The organism is Actinoplanes sp. NPDC048791 (assembly GCF_040650095.1).
Taxonomy (GTDB): domain Bacteria; phylum Actinomycetota; class Actinomycetes; order Mycobacteriales; family Micromonosporaceae; genus Actinoplanes.
On sequence record NZ_JBEZGQ010000003.1, the window covers coordinates 1 to 20764 of the forward strand.

Consider the following 20764-nt stretch of genomic DNA (forward strand, 5'->3'; position numbering starts at 1 on the left):
TCGACGACGCGGCCGGCAGCTCCTCCGTGGTCCTCGACGCGCGCGACGCGGCGCGGTTCCGGGGTGACACCGAGCCGGTCGATCCGCGGGCGGGTCACATCCCGGGCGCGCGGAATCTGCCGTGCCGGGAGAATCTCGGCGCCGACGGCCGCTTCCTGCCCGTCGCCGAGCTCCGCGAGCGGTTCGTCGCCGTGGGGGTGGGGGAGGGTGCGGACGTCGTCTCCTACTGCGGTTCAGGCGTGACCGCCTGCCACAACCTGCTCGCCCTGGAGCACGCCGGCCTCGGTGTGGGCCGGCTCTACCCCGGCTCGTGGTCGCAGTACAGCGCGACCGACCGCCCGGCCGCGACCGGCGAGCGCGCTTAGCCCGGCCCGCTCCGCAAGCGGCGGGACCGGACGCGCTCCTAGTCCGGGCGCCCGGCCAGGCCGCGGGCGTCGGAGGCCTCGTCCGGATCCAGCCCCTCGAAACCGGTCAGCTCATGCTGACGCGCCTGCTCTTCGATCCACCGGTTGTGCGCCTCCCACGCGGCCTGCTTACTCGTGCCGAGCGCCGCCCCGATCTGATTCCACGACGCCCCGCTGCCCCGCGCGGACCGCACCATCGCCTGCCGTCCATAGCCGGCCTTGCGGATGACCACCTCACTGAGGGCCAGCAACTCCAGCGCTTCCTCGCGGGACAGCGGCGGGTTGTCGGCGTCCGCCGTCATCGCCGCGAGGGCATCCCGCATCCTCAGCTCGTCGTAACGCGTTGTGGCGGTGGAGAGCGTGTGCTGTTGCTCCAGTTCGTCGGGAGTAGTCATGAATCGCAGTCTTCCGTCAGGTTTCCCTGACGTCAAGCTGGCCTGACAAACCGAAGCGAATTGCGCTCACTTCTCGCGATAAATCGGGCCCAAAGGCCTCAATTTTGTGTGCCCTAACTTCATGAACACCTCAGCCGTTCAGTCAAGATTTCGGGATGTGCGGTTCCGACCCGCCGTTCGGCGGTGTCTGACGTACTCAGCGTGTGGCACCATCATGGAACCCCCACCCCGACTGACACCTTCAGCACAGGAGCCATAGATGTTCACAAAGAAGCTCGGCCGCTTCACCGCCGGCTTGTTCGTGGCGCTCGGTCTGTCATTCGGTGGGTTGCTCGCAACGAATGCCGTGGGCAGCAACGCCACCGTCGCCGCGCCCATCTCCGTGGTCGAGGCCCAGTTCGACTTCGAGTGGCACTGATCGAGGCCGGACCACGGCCGCTTCACTCGACACCACGTCTGGAGCACACCGACCGGTAGGGGCGTTGGATGGCAGGGCGTCAGTCCCCACCGCGGCGATCAGCTGAGTACGTCTGGTTGATCACCGGGACTCTGTCCATCATCACGATCGTCTTCAGCGTCGTGCTCGCCCTGCGCCACGACGACTGGTCCGACTACTGGCTGCTGGCCGTGCTCGGGCTGCCGTTCTTCGTGCTGCTGGGCATGGGCTCGCGGTACATCCAGATCCGCCGGCACGGCGTCGCGCTGGGCCTGATCGAGATTCCGATCGTCATCGGGTTCTTCTTCGCGCCCGCCGTGCTGGTGGTGGCGGTCACCGTGACCGCCATGCTCATCAAGGAGCTACGCCTGCGGGCCGGCGTCGACAAGCTGGCCTTCAACGTCGCCCGCGCCGGCGCGGGCGTCGCCACCGGCGGCATCGTGCTCGAGGTCCTGCCGGAGATCCACGGCACCGGCCCGGGCACCTGGCTGGTGCTCGGCGTCGCGGCCACGGTCACCACGCTGGTGACGCTGCTGGCCATGGTCGCGCTGATGGCAACCCTGCAAGGTGTCCAGGCCGGCCTGGAGATGCTGCGCGTCGCGTGGCCGGGCCTGCTCGCCGCCGAGGTCTGCATCGTCATCGGGCTCGTCTTCATCGTCGCGCTCGACGCCACCTGGTGGTCCGCGTTCCTGCTCTTCGTGCTGGCCGGGGTGCTCAGCCTGGCCTACCGGTCCTACTCGGACTTCCTGCGCCAGCACCACACCCTCGCCGAGCTCTACGAGCTGGCCAACGCGGTGGTCGAGTCCAGCCAGGGGGTCAGCCTCATCGACTCGCTGCTGGTGCGGGCCCGGGCGTTGATGCAGGCCGAGTATGCGACCTTCCGCCTTCCCGAGTCCGGGCGCCATCCCGAGGTCCTGCTGACCTCCAAGGTGGAGGCCCAGGGACTGCTCGACCTCAGCCGCACGCCGCCGGAGCTGACCCGGCGGGCCACCACCGAGCGGCGCAGCGTCGCGGTGGGGTCCCGGCTGGACACCGACCAGGACCTGCTGCCGGCGCTGCAGGAGGCCGGCCTGAAGGACTGCATCGTCGTGCCGCTGCGGTCCGGGCAGGCGGTGATCGGCACCCTCGAGGTGATCAACCGGCTCGGCGATCTCAAACACTTCACCACCACAGACGTACGCGTGGTCGAGACGATCGCCGCGCACGCCGCCGCCGCGGTCGAGAATTCGCGCCTCGTCGAGCGGCTGCGCTACGACGCGTACCACGACCGGCTGACGTCGCTGCCCAACCGCCGGCGGATCACCGACGCGCTCACCGAGTCCGTCAAGATCCGTACCCCCGGTGAGGTGGTGGCGGTCATCCTGTTCGACGTCGACGGGCTGCGTGACGTCAACGAGTCGATGGGGCACGACGCCGGCGACAAGCTGCTCACCGAGGTCGCCGTACGGCTGCGCAAGATCGCCGGCGCGGGTGCGCTCGTCGGGCGGATCGGCGGTGACGAGTTCGTGGTCACGCTGCGGGCGGAGAGCACCGAGGAGACCGTACGGCTGGCCACCGAGATGCGGGAGCAGCTCCGCGGCCCGATGGCCGTCGGCACGCTCACGCTCGACGTGGACACCGCCGCGGGCGTGGCCGTGCAGCCGGACCACGGTGACGACCCCGACGCCCTGCTGCGCCGGGCCGAGCTGGCTGCCAACGCGGCCAAGGCGCTGCCGTACGGCGTCCAGCTCTTCCACCCCGCGCTGGAGTCCCGGGCCGTGCGCCGCCTGGGCCTGGCCGCCGATCTGCGCCGCGCTCTGGACTCCGGCGAGCTCGAGGTGCACTTCCAGCCGAAGGTAACCATCCAGGACCGGCACCTGATCGGGGTCGAGTGCCTGGCGCGCTGGCAGCACCCGGCGCACGGGGAGGTGTCCCCGGAGGACTTCGTCGCGGTCGCCGAGCACACCGGTCAGTTGCACCGCCTGACCGAGGTGGTGCTCACCGCGGGCCTGCGGCACTGCCGGGAGTGGGCCGACGCCGGCCGGCCGCTCTCCATCGCGGTGAATCTGTCCGCGCGCACCCTGCTGGACCCGCGCTTCCCCGACCAGGTGCACGAGCTGCTCAAGCAATACCGGGTGCCGCCGCAGCAGGTGACCTTCGAGATCTCCGAGCCCAGCATGCTCGGCGAGATCGAACGGGCCCTGCCGACCCTGTACAGGCTGCGCGACCTCGGTGTCCGGCTCTCGGTCGACGACTTCGGCACGGGCGCCTCCTCGCTGTCCTACCTGCGGCAGCTGCCGGTGCACGAGGTGAAGATCGACGACAGCTTCGTGCAGGGCATGGCGACCGACTCCGGCGATCTGGCGATCGTCCGGGCGGTGGTCGGGCTGTCCCGCGAGTTCGGGCTCACCGTGGTCGCCGAGGGCGTGGAGAGCGAGCTCACCTTCGATCTGCTGGCCGAGATGGGCTGTGAGATCGGGCAGGGCTACTTCTTCAGCCGGCCGCTGCCGGTGGAGCGGCTGAACACCTGGCTCAGCGCCCAGACCGAGCCGGAGGAGACACCGACCGGCGAGGTGCGCCGCTTGCGGGCCGTCGGATGACAGGCCGCTGACCAGCGATTTCGCCACACCGGGGAGGCGATTTCACCTGGGCTGGCCAGCCGTGTAAGCTTCTGTCTGCGCATCACGCGAGAGATCGCGCGCGCCCCCTTAGCTCAGTCGGCAGAGCGTCTCCATGGTAAGGAGAAGGTCTACGGTTCGATTCCGTAAGGGGGCTCCAACCGGGTTCGTCCTTCGCCCTCGCCAAGATCGGTGAGGGCGTTCGATCGTGAGCCTGGCGCGGCGGTGTAGCTCAGATGGCAGAGCAAGCGGCTCATAATCGCTGTGTCGCCGGTTCAAGTCCGGCCACCGCTACTCATCCGGGACCCGTCCCGGATGCCGTACGAACCCGGGCATCCGTCCGCCGGTTTTGCATGTCCGCGTGACTAGCGTCTACGCTGGTATGTCGTATGTGAATCCCGTTAGCAGGAAGGCACCCCGCCGTGGCCAAGGCGACCGACGTCCGTCCCAAGATCACCTTGGCGTGTACGGAGTGCAAGGAGCGGAACTACATCACCCGTAAGAACCGCCGCAACGACCCGGACCGCATCGAGCTGAAGAAGTTCTGCCCCCGGGACGGCAAGCACACCCTGCACCGCGAGACCCGCTGATCTTTCGTACGACGGCGTGGCGGTGACCCTCCGGGGTCGCCGCCACTTCTGTTTACCCGGGCAGTGACGGGCAGGTAGTTTCGCCTCATGCCCCTCGACCAGTCCTTTGTCGGCCGCAGCTGGCCGGCCACCGCGCCCTATCTCGTGGGCCGCGAGAAGATCCGCGAGTTCGCCGCCGCGATCGGTGCCACCGACGCCGAGTATCACGACCCGGAGGCTGCTCGCGCGGCCGGCTATCCCGACGTGGTGGCCCCGCCCACCTTCCCGGTCGTGATCACCATGGCGGCCAGCCGGCAGATCGTCGCGGACCCGGCCCTCGGCCTGGACTACAGCCGGGTGGTGCACGGCGACCAGAAGTTCGCCTACACCCGCCCGGTGGTGGCCGGCGACTCCCTCGTCTGTGTGAACACGGTGGACGAGATCACCTCGCGGGGCGGTCACGACTTCCTGACCACCCGCACCGAGGTCACCACCGAGGCCGGCGAGCCGGTCGTCACGGTCTGGTCCAAGCTCGTCCAGCGCGGGGAGAACTGATCATGACGGACACGCTGCCCACCCAGACGTTCACGGTCACCCGGCTCGACCTGGTCCGCTACTGCGGCGCCTCCGGCGACTTCAACACGATCCACTGGAGCGACCGGATCGCCAAGAGCGTCGGCCTGCCCGGCGTCATCGCCCACGGGATGTACACGATGGCTCTCGCCGGCCGCGCGGTCACGGCGTGGGCCGGTGCGCCCGACGCGGTCGTCGAGTTCGGCGTGCGGTTCAGCCGGCCGGTGCCGGTGCCGGACACCGACGAGGGCACCGAAGTGGTGATCAGCGGGGTGATCAAGGAGGTCACCGACGACGGGCTGACCAAGCTGGAACTGACCGCGACCTGCGGCGGCGAGAAGGTGCTGTCGCTCGCGAGGGCCACCATCCGCAAGAGGTAGGCCCGGGTTGGGAATCACGCGGACCTACCCGTACACTGGTCCGCCGTGGGGTAGTGAACCCTGCCTTTCGCGCTGCGACGGGCAGGATGCCTCACAAAGGGGTGTAGCTCAATTGGCAGAGCAGCGGTCTCCAAAACCGCAGGCTGCAGGTTCAAGTCCTGTCACCCCTGCGCACCGATCGGCCCAGTAACCGGACCGGCCCCATGGCCGGTTCGCCCGGCGGCGGGCGGCCGGCTTGACCGACCGCCGCATACGGCGCCGATGCGACATCCCATCGACGACGGAAGAGGGCGGAAGTGGCCGAGAGGAAGCGACCCGGTGACGACGCTGCAGGCGACCGCCCCGAGGATGAGGCCTACACCGACAGCGACGTCCAGGACGACGCCGTCGAGGCGGCCGACGAGTCCGAGAGCCGTGGCGGCGACAAGGCCGAGTCCGGCAGCGTGTCGACCAGGCGTGAGGGCCGGCGCGGTGGCAACCGCATCGGCGGTTTCTTCCGCGAGGTCGTCAGCGAGCTGCGTAAGGTCATCTGGCCGACCCGCAAGGAACTGCTGACCTACACGGGCGTCGTGATCGCCTTCGTCACCGTGATGACCACCATCGTGGCGCTCCTGGATTACGGGTTCGGCAAGGCCATCCTGGCGACGTTCGGCAACTGAAGCTGAGAGTTACGGAAGTGAGCAAGCGTGCCTGAGTACGACGACGAGACCGCCCTGGCCGCCGACGAGCAGTCCGCGGTCGCGACGGCGGACGATGCCGAGTCGGTCGAGGCCGCCAGCGAAGAGCCAGCCGCCGAGGTGGAAGCCCCGGAGGCGGACGAGAACTACGACCCGGTCGCCGAGCTGCGGCAGAAGCTGCGCTACGCCCCCGGCGACTGGTACGTGGTGCACTCGTACGCCGGTTACGAGAACAAGGTCAAGACCAACCTCGAGACCCGGATCACGAGCCTCGACATGGAGGAGTTCATCTTCCAGGTCGAGGTGCCGACCCGCGAAGAGGTCGAGGTCAAGAACGGCAAGCGCCTCCAGGTGCAGAACAAGGTCTTCCCCGGCTACATCCTGGTCCGGATGGATCTCACCCCCGAGTCGTACTCGTGTGTGCGCAACACGCCCGGGGTGACCGGCTTCGTGGGTGCGACCGACCGGGTGGACCGCCCGGCGCCGCTCTCGCTCGACGAGGTGCTCAAGTGGCTCGCCCCGGCCGTCGAGGCCGAGGAGAAGAAGGCCAAGCCCGAGGTCCGCGTGCTGGACTTCGAGGTCGGCGACTCGGTCACCGTCACGGACGGCGCCTTCGCGTCGCTGCCGGCCTCGATCAGTGAAATTAATGCCGACCAGCAGAAGTTGAAGGTACTGGTCTCCATCTTCGGTCGCGAGACGCCGGTGGAGCTCAACTTCAACCAGGTCGCCAAGATCTAGTTCACAGACGGAAGTCGTGGGAGGGGCGCGAACGGCGCGTCCCGCCATCTACCACAGGAGTAAGAGAGACATGCAGCGCAGCAAGGCGTACCGCAAGGCAGCTGAGCAGATCGACCTCAACGCGCTCTACGCGCCGGCCGAGGCTGTCAAGATCGCCAAGAACGCCAGCCCCACCAAGTTCGACGCCACGGTCGAGGTCGCGATGCGCCTCGGCGTGGACCCGCGTAAGGCCGACCAGATGGTCCGCGGCGTGGTCAACCTGCCGCACGGCACCGGCAAGGTCTCCCGGGTGATCGTCTTCGCCCAGGGCGCCAAGGCCGAGGAGGCCGTGGCGGCCGGCGCCGACGAGGTCGGCACGGACGAGCTCGTCGCCCGCATCCAGGGTGGCTGGCTCGACTTCGACGCCGCGATCGCCACCCCGGACCAGATGGCCAAGATCGGCCGGATCGCCCGGATCCTCGGCCCCCGTGGCCTCATGCCCAACCCGAAGACCGGCACGGTCACCATGGATGTGACCAAGGCGGTCAACGACATCAAGGGCGGCAAGATCACCTTCCGGGTGGACAAGCACTCCAACCTGCACCTGATCATCGGCAAGGCCTCGTTCTCCGAGGAGCAGCTGGTGGAGAACTACGGCGCGGTCCTCGACGAGGTCCTGCGGGCCAAGCCGTCCGCGGCCAAGGGCAAGTACCTCAAGAAGGTCACCGTCAGCACCACCATGGGCCCCGGCGTGCCGGTCGACCCGAACGTCGTCAAGAACCTGCGCGGCGACAACGCCGACGCCTGACGCATCCACAGGAAGCCCCCGGGGATCTCCCCGGGGGCTTTCTTTGTGCCAAGCTGTCCGGCGTGCGATTCGACCAGGTCTGGTTCCGGTACGCACGCCGGGCCGGGTGGACCCTGCGGACGGTGGACGCCACTGTCGAGCCCGGCTCCACCGTGGTCGTGCTCGGCCGCAACGGCGCCGGCAAATCGACGCTGCTCCAGCTCGCCGCCGGAGTGCTGCGCCCGGGCCGAGGCGCTGTGCGGGAGCGGCCGTCGATCGTCGGCTGGGTCCCCGAGCGCTTCCCGGCCGACCAGCCCTTCACCGCCGGGCAATATCTGACGCGGATGGCGGCCCTGCGCGGGCTGCGCGGCACCGCCCGGGTCGAGCACTGGGTCGAGCGCCTCGGCCTCGCCGAGCACCGTCACACCCGGCTGGCCGACCTCTCCAAGGGCACGGCGCAGAAGGTCGGCCTGGCCCAGGCCCTGCTCATCACTCCTGGCCTGCTGGTGCTGGACGAGCCGTGGGAGGGCCTTGACTCCGTCGCCCGCACGCTGATCCCGCACATCGTCGGTGAGGTCACCGCGGCCGGGGGAGCGGTGCTGGTCAGCGACCACCGCGGCGAGATCGCCGGCCTGCCGGACGCGGTCCACTGGACGGTGGCCGACGGCGCCGTCCACGTCGACGCGGCGCCTGACCCGTCCGGTGACCGCGACGAGGTCGTGTCCGGCAACGCCGTCCATCTCGACTCGGCGGCCGACCTGGCCGGTGACCGCGACGAGGTCGTGGTCGAAGTCGCCGTCCGCCGGGCGAACGCCGACGAGACGGTGGCCCGGCTGCGTGCCGACGGTCACCGTGTCCTGGGGGTACGCCGACCCGGCCGCGCACCGGCAGACGGGGAGGCGGCCCGGTGACCGCCCTCGTCCGCATGCGCCTCACCGCCTTCGTACGCGGCGGTCGTGCCCTGGCCCCGCTGATCGCCGCCCTGGCCCTGCTCGGCGTCATCCACGGCGGCGGCCAGTCACCGGCCGCCCCGGCCTACGGCTACTCCGCCGTGATGCTCTTCCCGGTGCTGGCCTGGCAGGCCAAACTCGTGCTGGACACCGAGCCGGACGGCCAGCGGCGGTTGGCCCGCCTCGCCGTCGGCGCCCGCCGCGAGGCAGCAGCCGGACTGCTGGCCGCCACGATCCTGGGTCTGGGGTTCTGCGTCGTGGCTCTGCTCGTGCCGTGGTGGCCGTTCCACGCCATCAGCTCCCCGGAGCCCGGTTCCGCCGAGCCGTCCCTGGCGGCCGGCATCGCGCTCGGCGTCCTGGCTCATCTGCTGGCAGTGCCCGCCGCTGTGGCGCTCGGTGCCCTGGCCAGCCGAGCCGTGACCCGGACGGTCCGTAACGGCCTCATCGTGCTGGTGACCGGTTCCGTGCTGGTGGTCGTGCTCGGTCTGAGCGGCTCGGTCGCCCCGTGGCTGGTGCCGCCGGTGATGGCGACGGCGCGTGCGCTGAGCGCCGACCAGCTGCCCCCGGCGGGGACGTTCTGGCTGCTCGGCGGCTGGACGACGCTGTGGTGCGCGGTTGCCTTCGGTGGTTACGGGCGTCTGCGCCGCAGCCGCTCATGACGGTGATTTGGAGGTAGCGCTCGCGCTCGCGTACAGTTTGCCGAGAAGTTCCACCCATAGACCGCTGGTCGTCGCCCTTCCTGTCCTGGACGGAAGTGGCGGTCGAAGGTCCCGCAGCATTCGGGCGGCCCGCGCAGGGGAGAACGGTTCGTGATCATGTCGACGCGGCAACGCGTCCATGTCCCGCCCCGTGCGCCCTGCGCCGGGGCGTTTCTCGTGCTCGGGCTCGCTGAGAAGTTCCGGCCAGCGGCTGAGCACTGAGAGAGGAGGGACATGGCGGACAAGCCGGTCCGGGCCGACAAGGCCTCTGCCGTCGCCGAGCTCACGGAGAACTTCCGTAACTCCGCGGCCACCCTGCTGACCGAGTACCGCGGCCTCACGGTTTCCGAGATCACCGAGCTGCGGCGCTCGCTGGGCAACGACACCAAGTACTCCGTGTCGAAGAACACGCTCGCCAAGCGGGCGGCGACCGACGCGGGTATCGAGGGCCTCGACACGCTGTTCACCGGTCCTACCGCGCTCGCCTTCGTGGGCGGGGACCCGGTCGAGGCGGCCAAGGGCCTTCGTGCCTTCGCCAAGGCCCACCCCGTCCTGATCATCAAGGGCGGCGTCTTCGAGGGCAAGGCCGTCTCGGCCGAAGAGGTCAGCAAGATCGCCGACCTCGAGTCCCGTGAGGTGCTGCTGGCGAAGCTCGCCGGCGCCATGAAGGGCAACCTGACCAAGGCGGCGGCCACGTTCCAGGCCCCGCTCGCCCAGGTCGCCCGCCTGGCCGCGGCTCTGCAGGACAAGCGCGCACAGGACGGTTCCGCCGAGGCCTGATCAGGCCGCGCGGAAGTTCGACTTTCCATTCACAGAAACAACGAAAGGTTGCCAGACATGGCGAAGCTCAGCACCGACGAGCTGCTTGACGCGTTCAAGGAAATGACGCTGATCGAGCTGTCCGAGTTCGTGAAGCAGTTCGAAGAGGTCTTCGAGGTCACCGCGGCCGCGCCGGTCGCCGTCGCCGCCGCCGGTGGCGCTGCTGCCCCGGCCGAGGCCGAGGCCGAGAAGGACTCGTTCGACGTCGTCCTCGAGGGTGACGGTGGCAAGAAGATCCAGGTCATCAAGGTCGTGCGTGAGCTGACCGGCCTGGGCCTCAAGGAGGCCAAGGACGCCGTCGAGGCCGCCCCCAAGGCGATCCTCGAGGGTGTCAACAAGGAGAAGGCCGAGGCCGCCAAGGCCAAGCTCGAGGGCGAGGGCGCCAAGGTCACCCTCAAGTGACCTGAGCTCCACCGCTTTACCTCGGCGCAGGCGAGGACCCGCAAGGGTCCTCGCCTGCCCTGTTTCCGGACGATGAAATCCCTGGTCAGAGGCGGTTTCGCCGGCCGTCGGATGGCTGACGGACAAATGTGGCCAGCCCCCGCTTTTCGTACGCTAAAGTCGCTATGCCACGTCCGGTGGACGACGGCGCAGGACCGACCCGTGGCGGAACCCTTGACTGTGTGTCCGCTGACAGGCACGCTGGCATCAGCAAGTTTCCGCGCTTGCGACAGCCGTCCTGTGGGTACACCCGCTTCAACCGGGTTCTCACAGACCGGCACCCGAGGGAGAGACGCCGCGTTCCGAGCGGCCCCGCACGAGGCACTGACCATGAAGGCGCAGGTCAGAGGCCGCGGGGACACCGTTCCGCAGGCCCCCTCCGGTGTGGGCTGGACAGCGGTTAGCCGAGCGGCTACACTGCTAGTTTGCGCTGCCTTCTGTCATGAGCCCTGCAGGAACATCGATCCGGATGATTTCCTGGGGGTTCATTGGAGTGCACGCACACAAGTGACGCAGACAGTTGCATCAGCAGCTCAGCCGCATCAGCAGCACCGGTCCTCGGAAGGACGCATCTTGGCAGCTTCCCGCCCTGCGAAGACCAGTCGTACGTCGAGCGCTTACGCTCCCCGCCGTATCTCGTTCGGCAGGATCGATGAGCAACTCGAAGTCCCCAACCTCCTCGCCCTCCAGACGGAGTCCTTCGACTGGTTGGTCGGGAACGAGGCTTGGCAGACGCGCTCTACGGACGATCCACATGCCCACTCGGGCCTCGCAGAGATCCTCGAAGAGATCAGTCCCATTGAGGACTTCTCCGGCACCATGTCGCTGTCCTTCTCAGCGCCGCGCTTCGACGAGGTCAAGGCCTCTATCGAAGAGTGCAAGGAGAAGGACCTGACCTACTGCGCACCGCTGTTCGTGACCGCGGAGTTCACCAACAACACCACTGGCGAGATCAAGAGCCAGACGGTGTTCATGGGTGACTTCCCGATGATGACCCCCAAGGGGACGTTCGTCATCAACGGCACCGAGCGCGTCGTGGTGAGTCAGCTCGTCCGCTCGCCGGGCGTGTACTTCACCAAGGAGCCGGACAAGACCTCCGACCGTGACCTCTCCAGCGTCAAGGTCATTCCGAGCCGGGGTGCCTGGCTCGAGTTCGACATCGACAAGCGCGACACCGTCGGTGTCCGCATCGACCGCAAGCGCCGGCAGGCCGTCACCGTCCTGCTGAAGGCGATCGGTTGGTCGGCGGACCAGATCCGGGAGCGGTTCGGCTGGTCCGAGCTGCTCATGACGACGCTCGAGAAGGACCACATCGGCGGGCAGGACGAGGCCCTGCTCGACATCTACCGCAAGCTCCGTCCCGGCGAGCCCCCGACGCGTGAGAACGCGCAGACCCTGCTCGACAACCTCTTCTTCAACCCGAAGAGGTACGACGTCGCCAAGGTCGGCCGGTACAAGTTCAACAAGAAGCTCGACATCGACGTCCCGATCGTCCGGGGCACGCTGACCGAGGAAGACATCGTCAAGACCGTGGACTACCTCTGCCGGCTGCACGCCGGTGAGGAGGGCTACGAGGCCGACGACATCGACCACTTCGGCAACCGGCGCCTGCGCACCGTGGGCGAGCTCATCCAGAACCAGGTCCGCGTGGGCCTGTCCCGGATGGAGCGCGTCGTCCGCGAGCGCATGACGACCCAGGACGTCGAGGCGATCACGCCGCAGACCCTGATCAACATCCGCCCCGTGGTGGCGGCGATCAAGGAGTTCTTCGGCACGTCGCAGCTGTCGCAGTTCATGGACCAGACCAACCCGCTGGCGGGCCTGACCCACCGGCGCCGGCTGAGCGCGCTCGGCCCCGGTGGTCTGTCCCGTGAGCGGGCGGGCTTCGAGGTCCGTGACGTGCACCCGTCCCACTATGGCCGGATGTGCCCGATCGAGACGCCGGAAGGCCCGAACATCGGCCTGATCGGTGCCCTCTCGACGTTCGCGCGGGTCAACCCGTTCGGATTCATCGAGACCCCGTACCGCAAGGTGGAGAACGGCCGGGTCACCGACCAGGTCGACTACCTCACCGCGGACGAGGAGGACCGCTTCGTCAAGGCGCAGGCCAACGCGACGCTGGCGTCCGACGGCACCTTCGCGCAGGATCGCGTCCTGGTCCGCCGTAAGGGCGGTGAGGTCGACTACGTGCCCGGCACCGAGGTCGACTACATGGACGTCTCGCCGCGGCAGATGACCTCGGTCGCGACGGCGATGATCCCGTTCCTCGAGCACGACGACGCCAACCGCGCCCTGATGGGTGCGAACATGCAGCGTCAGGCCGTTCCGCTGGTCAAGGCCGAGGCGCCGCTGGTCGGCACGGGCATGGAATACCGTGCCGCGGTCGACGCCGGCGACGTGGTCGTGGCCGAGGTCGGCGGTCTGGTCGAGGACCTGTGCGCCGACTACGTGACGGTGCACCAGGACGACGGCCACCGCCGGACCTACCTGCTGCACAAGTTCCGTCGCAGCAACGCCGGCTCCTGTGTCAACCAGAAGCCCGTCGTCTTCGAAGGCGACCGGGTCGAGGCCGGCCAGGTCATCGCCGACGGTCCGTGCACCGACGAAGGGGAGATGGCCCTCGGCCGGAACCTGCTCGTCGCGTTCATGTGCTGGGAAGGCCACAACTACGAGGACGCGATCATCCTGTCGCAGCGCCTCGTGCAGCAGGACGTCCTCACCTCGATCCACATCGAGGAGCACGAGGTCGACGCCCGCGACACCAAGCTCGGCCCGGAAGAGATCACCCGCGACATCCCCAACGTCAGCGAGGAAATGCTCGCCGACCTGGACGAGCGCGGCATCATCCGGATCGGTGCCGAGGTCGTGCCCGGCGACATCCTGGTCGGCAAGGTCACGCCCAAGGGCGAGACCGAGCTGACCCCGGAGGAGCGGCTGCTGCGCGCGATCTTCGGTGAGAAGGCCCGGGAGGTCCGGGACACCTCGCTGAAGGTGCCGCACGGCGAGACCGGCACGGTCATCGGTGTCCGTACGTTCTCGCGGGAGGACGGCGACGAGCTGCCCCCCGGCGTGAACGAGCTGGTCCGGGTCTACGTCGCCCAGAAGCGCAAGATCCAGGACGGTGACAAGCTCGCCGGCCGGCACGGCAACAAGGGCGTCATCTCCAAGATCCTGCCGATCGAGGACATGCCGTTCCTGGAGGACGGCACCCCGGTCGACATCGTGCTCAACCCGCTGGGTGTGCCCTCGCGCATGAACATCGGCCAGGTCCTGGAGACCCACCTCGGGTGGATCGCCAAGACGGGCTGGGAGGTCGAGGGCGAGGACGCCGACTGGAAGCGCCAGCTGCGCGCCATCGAGGCCCACGAGTCGCCGAAGGACAGCAACGTGGCGACCCCGGTCTTCGACGGTGCCCAGGAGGACGAGATCAAGGGCCTGCTGGAGTCGACCCTGCTCAACCGCGACGGTAAGCGGCTGGTCAACGGCGACGGCAAGGCGCAGCTCTTCGACGGTCGTTCCGGTGAACCGCTGCCGGACCCGATCTCGGTGGGCTACGTCTACATCCTGAAGCTCAACCACCTGGTCGACGACAAGATCCACGCGCGGTCCACCGGCCCGTACTCGATGATCACGCAGCAGCCGCTGGGTGGTAAGGCGCAGTTCGGTGGCCAGCGCTTCGGTGAGATGGAGTGCTGGGCGATGCAGGCCTACGGTGCGGCCTACGCACTGCAGGAACTGCTCACCATCAAGTCCGACGACGTACTCGGCCGCGTGAAGGTCTACGAGGCGATCGTCAAGGGCGAGAACATCCCGGAGCCGGGAATCCCCGAGTCCTTCAAGGTGCTTCTCAAGGAGCTCCAGTCGCTGTGCCTGAACGTCGAGGTGCTCTCCAGCGACGGTGTTGCCCTGGAGATGCGCGAGACGGACGACGAGGTCTTCCGGGCCGCGGAAGAACTCGGCATCGACCTGTCCCGGCGCCCGAACGAGGGCGTCAGCAGCGTCGAAGAGATCTGACGGAGAGCGTCCCCGGCGGTCCGGCCCACTGCAAGGTGAGCCGAGCGCCGGGGACGCCCCCGCCGGCCTGGAATTTATCCGAGCAACGAAACACGAGGGATAGTCCAAGTGCTCGACGTCAACTTCTTCGACGAGTTGCGTATCGGCCTTGCTACCGCTGACGACATCCGGCAGTGGTCTCACGGCGAGGTCAAGAAGCCCGAGACGATCAACTACCGCACGCTCAAGCCCGAGAAGGACGGACTCTTCTGCGAGAAGATCTTCGGTCCTCAGCGGGACTGGGAGTGCTACTGCGGCAAGTACAAGCGGGTCCGGTTCAAGGGCATCATCTGTGAGCGCTGCGGCGTCGAGGTGACCCGGTCCAAGGTCCGTCGTGAGCGCATGGGTCACATCGAGCTGGCCGCGTCGGTCACGCACATCTGGTACTTCAAGGGTGTGCCGAGCCGGCTGGGCTACCTGCTCGACCTGGCGCCCAAGGATCTCGAGAAGATCATCTACTTCGCCTCGTACGTGATCACGAGCGTGGACGCCGAAGCGCGTCACCGCGACATGTCCACGGTCGAGAACGAGATCTTCGCCGAGAAGCGGCAGTCCGAGAACAGCCGTGACTCCGAGATCGAGAAGCGCGCCGGCAAGCTCGAGCAGGACCTTGCCGAGCTGGAGGCCGAGGGGGCCAAGGCGGACGTGCGCCGCAAGGTCAAGGAGGCCGGCGAACGCGAGATGCGCCAGATCCGTGACAAGGCGCAGCGCGAGATCGACCGCCTGGACGAGGTGCTCGACACCTTCCGCAAGCTCGACAGCAAGCAGCTGGTCACCGACGAGCTGCTCTACCGCGAGCTGCGCGACCGCTTCGGTGAGTACTTCACCGGTGGCATGGGTGCCGAGGCGATCAAGGCGCTGCTGCAGAACATGGACCTCGACGCCGAGGCCGAGTCGCTGCGCGAGACCATTCGCAGCGGCAAGGGCCAGCGGAAGATCCGTGCGCTCAAGCGCCTCAAGGTCGTCGCGGCGTTCCTGAACACCCGCAACTCGCCGCTCGGCATGGTCCTGGACTGCGTCCCGGTCATCCCGCCGGACCTGCGCCCGATGGTGCAGCTCGACGGTGGCCGCTTCGCCACGTCCGACCTGAACGACCTCTACCGCCGTGTGATCAACCGGAACAACCGGCTCAAGCGGCTGATCGACCTCGGCGCCCCCGAGATCATCGTCAACAACGAGAAGCGGATGCTGCAGGAGGCCGTCGACGCACTGTTCGACAACGGCCGCCGCGGCCGGCCGGTCACCGGCCCGGGTAACCGTCCGCTGAAGTCGCTGTCCGACATGCTCAAGGGCAAGCAGGGCCGGTTCCGTCAGAACCTGCTCGGCAAGCGCGTCGACTACTCCGGCCGTTCCGTCATCGTCGTCGGCCCCCGGCTCAAGCTGCACCAGTGCGGCCTGCCGAAGCAGATGGCGCTGGAGCTGTTCAAGCCGTTCGTGATGAAGCGCCTGGTGGATCTCAACCACGCGCAGAACATCAAGTCGGCCAAGCGCATGGTCGAGCGGCAGCGCGCGGTCGTGTGGGACGTCCTGGAAGAGGTCATCAGCGAGCACCCGGTGCTGCTGAACCGCGCACCGACGCTGCACCGTCTGGGCATCCAGGCCTTCGAACCGCAGCTGGTCGAGGGCAAGGCGATCCAGATCCACCCGCTCGTCTGTACGGCGTTCAACGCCGACTTCGACGGTGACCAGATGGCGGTGCACGTGCCGCTGTCGGCCGAGGCGCAGGCCGAGGCCCGGATCCTGATGCTGTCGTCGAACAACATCCTCAAGCCGGCCGACGGCAAGCCGGTCACCATGCCCACCCAGGACATGGTCATCGGGCTCTACTACCTGACGCACCTCACCAAGGGTGCGAAGGGTGAGGGCCGGACGTTCAGCTCGGACGCCGAGGCCCGGATGGCGTTCGACAACGGCGAGCTGCACCTGCAGGCGCTCGTGAAGATCCGCCTGCCCGAGGTGCTCGAGGTTGACAACGGCGCCGGCGCCCCCACCTGGGAGCGTCCGGAGGGCTGGGAGTCGGGCGACAAGCTGACCGTGGAGACCACCCTGGGACGGGTGCTCTTCAACGAGACGCTGCCGCCGGGCTACCGCTACGTCAACTACGAGATCCGCAAGGGTCAGCTCTCCGCGATCGTCAACGACCTCGCCGAGCGCTTCCCCAAGGTCGCCCTGGCGGCGACCCTGGACGCGCTCAAGGAGGCCGGTTTCCACTGGGCTACCTGGTCCGGTGTGACGATCGGTATGGGCGACGTCGTCGCCCCGCCGCGCAAGCCGGAGATCATCGCCCGCTACCAGGGTGAGGCCGACCGCATCGACAAGCAGTACCAGCGTGGCCTGATGACCGCCGAGGAACGTCGCGGCGAGCTCATCGACATCTGGACCAACGCGACCAAGGACATCTCGAAGGAGATGGAGACGGCGCTGCCGCAGGAGAACCCGCTCTGGGTCATGATCAACTCCGGCGCCCGCGGTAACCTCCTCCAGCTCCGGCAGATCGCCGCGATCCGTGGTCTGGTGGCCAACCCCAAGGGCGAGATCATCCCGCGCCCGATCACCTCGTCGTACCGCGAGGGTCTGACCGTGCTGGAGTACTTCATCTCCACGCACGGTGCCCGTAAGGGTCTGGCCGACACCGCGCTGCGTACCGCCGACTCGGGTTACCTGACCCGGCGTCTGGTGGACGTCTCGCAGGACGTCATCATCCGCGAGGAGGACTGCGGCACCGACCGCGCGATCCCGATGCAGGTGGCGGACCGCGAGCCGGACGGCACCCTCGCTGTGCACACGCACGCCGAGACCGGCGTGCACGCCCGGACGCTGGCCGACGACATCGACGACGCCCAGGGCAACCGGGTGGTGTCGCGTGGCGACGACCTCAACTCGATCATGGTCGACAAGCTGGTCGCGGCCGGCGTGGAGACGGTCCGGGTGCGCAGCGTCCTGACCTGTGAGTCGAAGCTGGGTGTGTGTGCGGCCTGCTACGGCCGTTCGCTGCCGACCGGCAAGGCGGTCGACATCGGCGAGGCCGTCGGCATCATCGCGGCCCAGTCCATCGGTGAGCCCGGTACGCAGCTGACGATGCGTACCTTCCACACCGGTGGTGTCGCGGGTGAGGACATCACCCAGGGTCTGCCGCGTGTGCAGGAGATCTTCGAGGCCCGCGTGCCGAAGGGCAAGGCGCCCATCGCCGACACCCCCGGCCGCATCCGCATCGAGGACGGCGAGCGCTCGCGGAAGATCATCGTGATCCCGGACGACGGCAGCGAGGAGATCGTGTACGACAAGATCTCCAAGCGCGTCAAGCTGCGGGCCCACGACGGCGACCACGTGGCGGTCGGCGAGAAGCTCACCGAGGGCACCATCGATCCGCACGAGCTGCTGCGCATCATGGGTCCGCGGGCGGTCCAGGTCCACCTGACCAGTGAGGTCCAGGAGGTCTACCGCTCGCAGGGTGTGCTCATCCACGACAAGCACATCGAGATCATCATCCGCCAGATGCTCAAGCGGGTCACGGTCATCGATTCCGGCGCGACCGAGTTCCTGCCGGGCGTGCTGGTCGACCGGGCGCTCTTCGAGTCGGAGAACCGCCGGCTCGTGGGCGAGGGTGGCGAGCCCGCCGCCGGTCGTCCGGTGCTGATGGGTATCACCAAGGCCTCGCTGGCGACCGACTCCTGGCTCTCGGCGGCCTCCTTCCAGGAGACCACCCGGGTGCTCACCGACGCTGCGATCAACTCGCGCAGCGACTCGCTGGTGGGCCTCAAGGAGAACGTCATCATCGGCAAGCTCATCCCGGCCGGTACGGGCATCAGCAAGTACCGCAACATCCGGGTCGAGCCGACCGAGGAGGCCAAGGCGAAGGTGTACTCGATGACCGGGTACCCCGAGACCGACTACGGCTTCGGGCCGGCCAGCGGGCAGGCTGTGCCGCTGGACGACTTCGACTTCGGGTCGTACCGCTAAGGGTTCTGCTCTCCACCGTTGGGCGGTCGCGCTTCGATGCGCGGCCGCCCTTCGGCGTTCCTAAGATGAAGGGGTGACGTATCCCGCGATGACCGCACCCACCCGGCACCCGATGGATCCCGAACCGGCGCCGTCGACCAAGGCCCGGGCGGTCTTCGCGCTGGGGGTCGTGGCGTTGCTGACCGGGGCGCTGGTCGGCGGCGTGATTCCCGCCACGGTCGCCCTGGTCCTGGCCCGGCAGGTCCGGCGCCAGGCCTACGCCGCCGGCGGCTATCTCCTCGGGGCCGCCTGGGTCCGCCGCGGAGAGCGGCTGGCCTGGGCCGGGATAGTGCTGGCGCTGACCGCGCTGGTCGTCGCGTCGATCGCCGGCCTGCTGCACCTGGCCGGCACGACCGGCGGCCAGGACTTCGACTCCAACACCGACTGAGCGCCCGGTAGCGGCCCCAGGGCTGCGCCGGACCACGTTCGGGTGACATGCTCGAAGATCCAGGGGTACGCGGCGAGAGGGACGGTCCGGTGACGCAGCAACCAGGTTCGTGGCCACCGGCCGGACAGCCGGTGTCGATGGCCGGCCCGCCCCCGCCGGCGCTGCTGCCCAAGCCGAGCGAGGCGTGGACCCCGGAACGCGTCGAGCCGGTCGCCGGCACCGAGTTCGCCCTGGTCCAGCTGCGGGTGGCGCCGATCACGTCCGGTCTGGCCACCGGCTCGCTCATCGCCGGCATCGGCGCGATCATGATCTCCACGCTGGTGCTCTGCTTCGGCCTGCTCGGTCAGTCCGATGGCTGGGGCGCCGTGGTGGCGGGCGCGTTCGCGCTGCTGGGAGTGCTGGTCGGCGGGGGTGCGGTGGGTGTCGGGCTGGCCGCCCGGCGCCAGATCAAGCGTTCCGGGCAGGACGGCAGGGTCCGTTTCGTGGGCCGGGGCGTGGCCACCGCGGGGATCTCCTGCGGTGCCGCGGGGCTGGGAATTGCGGCGCTGACCCTGCTGTTGGTAGTGGTGTTGCAGTTCTCGTGAGGCCCTGTGCAGCCGGATCCGACACCGAGGCGTCGTCACGCCGAGGCACCCGGTACACTTGTTAGCTGGAGATGTCCATCAGGGGAAACAGTTCTCGTTTTGACCTGTGTCCCTGTGGTGGGTACTCTTTCCCCTCGTGCCCGGGCTAGCCCGGGCAACTCGTGCGTGCGCCCGAGTCTGTAGTAACCGACGGGGCAGTGGCACGACAGGGTTACAGCCCTGACAAAGACAGAACATCCGCAGCGTGCGTCAAGCGCGCGGCGGGACCGTGAGCCGGACGACACGCCCGACCGCGGGTGCCGGGGATCCAAACGGGATCTCTCGGTGCACAAGGCAGAACGAAGACGGTGCGGCCGCTGAAGGGCGGCCGAAGGGAGCGGAGAAACCCGGTGCCCACGATCCAGCAGCTGGTCCGAAAGGGCCGCCAGGCGAAGACGAGCAAGACCAAGACGCCGGCGCTGAAGGGAAGCCCTCAGCGGCGCGGCGTGTGCACGCGCGTGTACACCACTACCCCCAAGAAGCCGAACTCTGCGCTGCGCAAGGTCGCTCGTGTGAAGCTCAGCAGCCAGATCGAGGTGACGGCGTACATCCCGGGCGTCGGCCACAACCTGCAGGAGCACTCGATCGTGCTCGTGCGTGGCGGTCGTGTGAAGGACCTCCCGGGCGTCCGCTACAAGATCGTCCGCGGTTCGCTGGACACCCAGGGTGTCCGCAACCGCAAGCAGGCCCGCAGCCGTTACGGCGCGAAGAAGGAGAAGAGCTGACATGCCCCGTAAAGGCCCAGCGCCGAAACACCCGCTGGTTGCGGACCCGGTCTACAACTCGCCGCTGGTCACCCAGCTGGTGAACAAGATCCTGGTCGGCGGCAAGCGTCAGCTCGCCGAGCGCATCGTCTACGGCGCCCTCGAGGGCTGCCGTGAGAAGAGCGGCACCGACCCCGTGGTCACGCTCAAGCGAGCCATGGACAACGTCAAGCCGACCCTCGAGGTCCGCAGCCGCCGCGTCGGTGGCGCGACCTACCAGGTGCCGGTCGAGGTGCGCACCCCGCGCCAGACCACCCTCGGTCTGCGCTGGCTGGTCCAGTACTCCAAGGCCCGCCGCGAGAAGACCATGATCGAGCGGCTGCAGAACGAGCTGCTCGACGCCAGCAACGGCCTCGGCGCAGCTGTGAAGCGGCGCGAGGACACCCACAAGATGGCGGAGTCCAACAAGGCCTTCGCGCACTACCGCTGGTAAGACCCGCTGCCGGCCCGGTTCCCGCCGGGCCGTCGCAGTTCAGTCGTACCGGTCCTGCAGA

General features: G+C 68.3%; 20 protein-coding genes and 3 tRNA genes. 22 read left to right on the forward strand and 1 reads right to left on the reverse strand.

Annotated features, from left to right (window positions below):
- Nucleotides 1-365 (forward strand): rhodanese-like domain-containing protein (locus AB0C29_RS00745; RefSeq protein WP_360813656.1); only part of this gene is annotated, 365 nt, incomplete at its 5' end.
- A gap of 38 nt (nucleotides 366-403) precedes the next feature.
- Here the strand turns inward: AB0C29_RS00745 and AB0C29_RS00750 are convergent.
- A complete protein-coding gene (locus AB0C29_RS00750; RefSeq protein WP_360813658.1) occupies nucleotides 404-799 on the reverse strand; it encodes a hypothetical protein in 396 nt (131 codons plus the stop codon).
- 259 nt (nucleotides 800-1058) lie between these two features.
- Between AB0C29_RS00750 and AB0C29_RS00755 the strand changes: the two genes are divergently transcribed.
- The 21 genes from AB0C29_RS00755 (at nucleotide 1059) to rpsG (ending at nucleotide 20703) form a co-directional block, all read left to right on the forward strand.
- On the forward strand, nucleotides 1059-1217 hold the full coding sequence (locus tag AB0C29_RS00755; protein ID WP_360813660.1) for a hypothetical protein: 159 nt from the start codon (nucleotides 1059-1061) through the stop codon (nucleotides 1215-1217).
- Nucleotides 1218-1285: 68 nt separating this feature from the next.
- Complete coding sequence (locus AB0C29_RS00760; protein ID WP_360813662.1) at nucleotides 1286-3814, forward strand: EAL domain-containing protein; 2529 nt, start codon at nucleotides 1286-1288, stop codon at nucleotides 3812-3814.
- A gap of 102 nt (nucleotides 3815-3916) precedes the next feature.
- A tRNA-Thr gene (locus AB0C29_RS00765) sits at nucleotides 3917-3992 on the forward strand.
- Nucleotides 3993-4053: 61 nt separating this feature from the next.
- Nucleotides 4054-4126, forward strand: a tRNA-Met gene (locus tag AB0C29_RS00770).
- Nucleotides 4127-4254: 128 nt separating this feature from the next.
- Nucleotides 4255-4422 (forward strand): 50S ribosomal protein L33, encoded by a 168-nt coding sequence (gene rpmG / locus AB0C29_RS00775; RefSeq protein WP_067495822.1) that lies wholly within the window; start codon nucleotides 4255-4257, stop codon nucleotides 4420-4422.
- A gap of 87 nt (nucleotides 4423-4509) precedes the next feature.
- Nucleotides 4510-4956, forward strand: a complete 447-nt coding sequence (locus AB0C29_RS00780; protein WP_360551777.1) for a MaoC family dehydratase N-terminal domain-containing protein — start codon at nucleotides 4510-4512, stop codon at nucleotides 4954-4956.
- A 2-nt stretch (nucleotides 4957-4958) separates the two neighbouring features.
- Entirely contained in the window at nucleotides 4959-5354 is a 396-nt protein-coding gene (locus AB0C29_RS00785; protein WP_360813664.1) for a MaoC family dehydratase, read from the forward strand.
- 97 nt (nucleotides 5355-5451) lie between these two features.
- Nucleotides 5452-5524 (forward strand) — tRNA-Trp (locus AB0C29_RS00790).
- 126 nt (nucleotides 5525-5650) lie between these two features.
- Nucleotides 5651-6013, forward strand: a complete 363-nt coding sequence (gene secE, locus AB0C29_RS00795; RefSeq protein WP_360813666.1) for a preprotein translocase subunit SecE — start codon at nucleotides 5651-5653, stop codon at nucleotides 6011-6013.
- Nucleotides 6014-6040: 27 nt separating this feature from the next.
- Nucleotides 6041-6769, forward strand: a complete 729-nt coding sequence (nusG, locus tag AB0C29_RS00800; protein ID WP_360813668.1) for a transcription termination/antitermination protein NusG — start codon at nucleotides 6041-6043, stop codon at nucleotides 6767-6769.
- Between the two features lie 70 nt (nucleotides 6770-6839).
- Nucleotides 6840-7556 carry a 50S ribosomal protein L1 gene (gene rplA / locus AB0C29_RS00805; protein ID WP_360813670.1) on the forward strand — a complete coding sequence of 239 codons (717 nt, stop codon included), beginning with the start codon at nucleotides 6840-6842 and terminating at the stop codon, nucleotides 7554-7556.
- Between the two features lie 62 nt (nucleotides 7557-7618).
- Complete coding sequence (locus AB0C29_RS00810) at nucleotides 7619-8446, forward strand: ATP-binding cassette domain-containing protein (protein ID WP_360813672.1); 828 nt, start codon at nucleotides 7619-7621, stop codon at nucleotides 8444-8446.
- On the forward strand, nucleotides 8443-9144 hold the full coding sequence (locus tag AB0C29_RS00815; RefSeq protein ID WP_360813674.1) for a hypothetical protein: 702 nt from the start codon (nucleotides 8443-8445) through the stop codon (nucleotides 9142-9144). The genes AB0C29_RS00810 and AB0C29_RS00815 overlap by 4 nt, the downstream gene beginning before the upstream one ends.
- A gap of 273 nt (nucleotides 9145-9417) precedes the next feature.
- Nucleotides 9418-9963: a 50S ribosomal protein L10 gene (rplJ, locus tag AB0C29_RS00820; RefSeq protein ID WP_360551791.1), complete on the forward strand. Its 546-nt coding sequence runs from the start codon at nucleotides 9418-9420 to the stop codon at nucleotides 9961-9963.
- Between the two features lie 57 nt (nucleotides 9964-10020).
- Complete coding sequence (gene rplL, locus AB0C29_RS00825; RefSeq protein WP_203776602.1) at nucleotides 10021-10404, forward strand: 50S ribosomal protein L7/L12; 384 nt, start codon at nucleotides 10021-10023, stop codon at nucleotides 10402-10404.
- A 612-nt stretch (nucleotides 10405-11016) separates the two neighbouring features.
- Complete coding sequence (locus tag AB0C29_RS00830) at nucleotides 11017-14457, forward strand: DNA-directed RNA polymerase subunit beta (RefSeq protein WP_360551794.1); 3441 nt, start codon at nucleotides 11017-11019, stop codon at nucleotides 14455-14457.
- Nucleotides 14458-14565: 108 nt separating this feature from the next.
- Nucleotides 14566-18456, forward strand: a complete 3891-nt coding sequence (locus AB0C29_RS00835; RefSeq protein ID WP_360813676.1) for a DNA-directed RNA polymerase subunit beta' — start codon at nucleotides 14566-14568, stop codon at nucleotides 18454-18456.
- Nucleotides 18457-18544: 88 nt separating this feature from the next.
- A complete protein-coding gene (locus AB0C29_RS00840; RefSeq protein ID WP_360813697.1) occupies nucleotides 18545-18883 on the forward strand; it encodes a hypothetical protein in 339 nt (112 codons plus the stop codon).
- A gap of 89 nt (nucleotides 18884-18972) precedes the next feature.
- Nucleotides 18973-19467, forward strand: coding sequence for a hypothetical protein (locus AB0C29_RS00845; protein WP_360813678.1), 495 nt, complete (start codon nucleotides 18973-18975; stop codon nucleotides 19465-19467).
- Nucleotides 19468-19856: 389 nt separating this feature from the next.
- Nucleotides 19857-20231: a 30S ribosomal protein S12 gene (gene rpsL, locus AB0C29_RS00850; protein ID WP_014440718.1), complete on the forward strand. Its 375-nt coding sequence runs from the start codon at nucleotides 19857-19859 to the stop codon at nucleotides 20229-20231.
- A gap of 1 nt (nucleotide 20232) precedes the next feature.
- On the forward strand, nucleotides 20233-20703 hold the full coding sequence (rpsG, locus tag AB0C29_RS00855; protein WP_125812313.1) for a 30S ribosomal protein S7: 471 nt from the start codon (nucleotides 20233-20235) through the stop codon (nucleotides 20701-20703).
- Nucleotides 20704-20764: the final 61 nt, after the last annotated feature.

Bases quoted from the DNA above. Each gene is read 5' to 3' on its own strand.
- AB0C29_RS00755 (WP_360813660.1), top strand. From the start codon at position 1,059: ATGTTCACAAAGAAGCTCGGCCGCTTCACCGCCGGCTTGTTCGTGGCG.
- AB0C29_RS00760 (WP_360813662.1), top strand. From the start codon at position 1,286: ATGGCAGGGCGTCAGTCCCCACCGCGGCGATCAGCTGAGTACGTCTGG.
- AB0C29_RS00750 (WP_360813658.1), bottom strand. From the start codon at position 799: ATGACTACTCCCGACGAACTGGAGCAACAGCACACGCTCTCCACCGCC.
- rplA (WP_360813670.1), top strand. From the start codon at position 6,840: ATGCAGCGCAGCAAGGCGTACCGCAAGGCAGCTGAGCAGATCGACCTC.
- rplL (WP_203776602.1), top strand. From the start codon at position 10,021: ATGGCGAAGCTCAGCACCGACGAGCTGCTTGACGCGTTCAAGGAAATG.
- rpsG (WP_125812313.1), top strand. From the start codon at position 20,233: ATGCCCCGTAAAGGCCCAGCGCCGAAACACCCGCTGGTTGCGGACCCG.
- AB0C29_RS00840 (WP_360813697.1), top strand. From the start codon at position 18,545: ATGACCGCACCCACCCGGCACCCGATGGATCCCGAACCGGCGCCGTCG.
- AB0C29_RS00785 (WP_360813664.1), top strand. From the start codon at position 4,959: ATGACGGACACGCTGCCCACCCAGACGTTCACGGTCACCCGGCTCGAC.
- AB0C29_RS00780 (WP_360551777.1), top strand. From the start codon at position 4,510: ATGCCCCTCGACCAGTCCTTTGTCGGCCGCAGCTGGCCGGCCACCGCG.
- rplJ (WP_360551791.1), top strand. From the start codon at position 9,418: ATGGCGGACAAGCCGGTCCGGGCCGACAAGGCCTCTGCCGTCGCCGAG.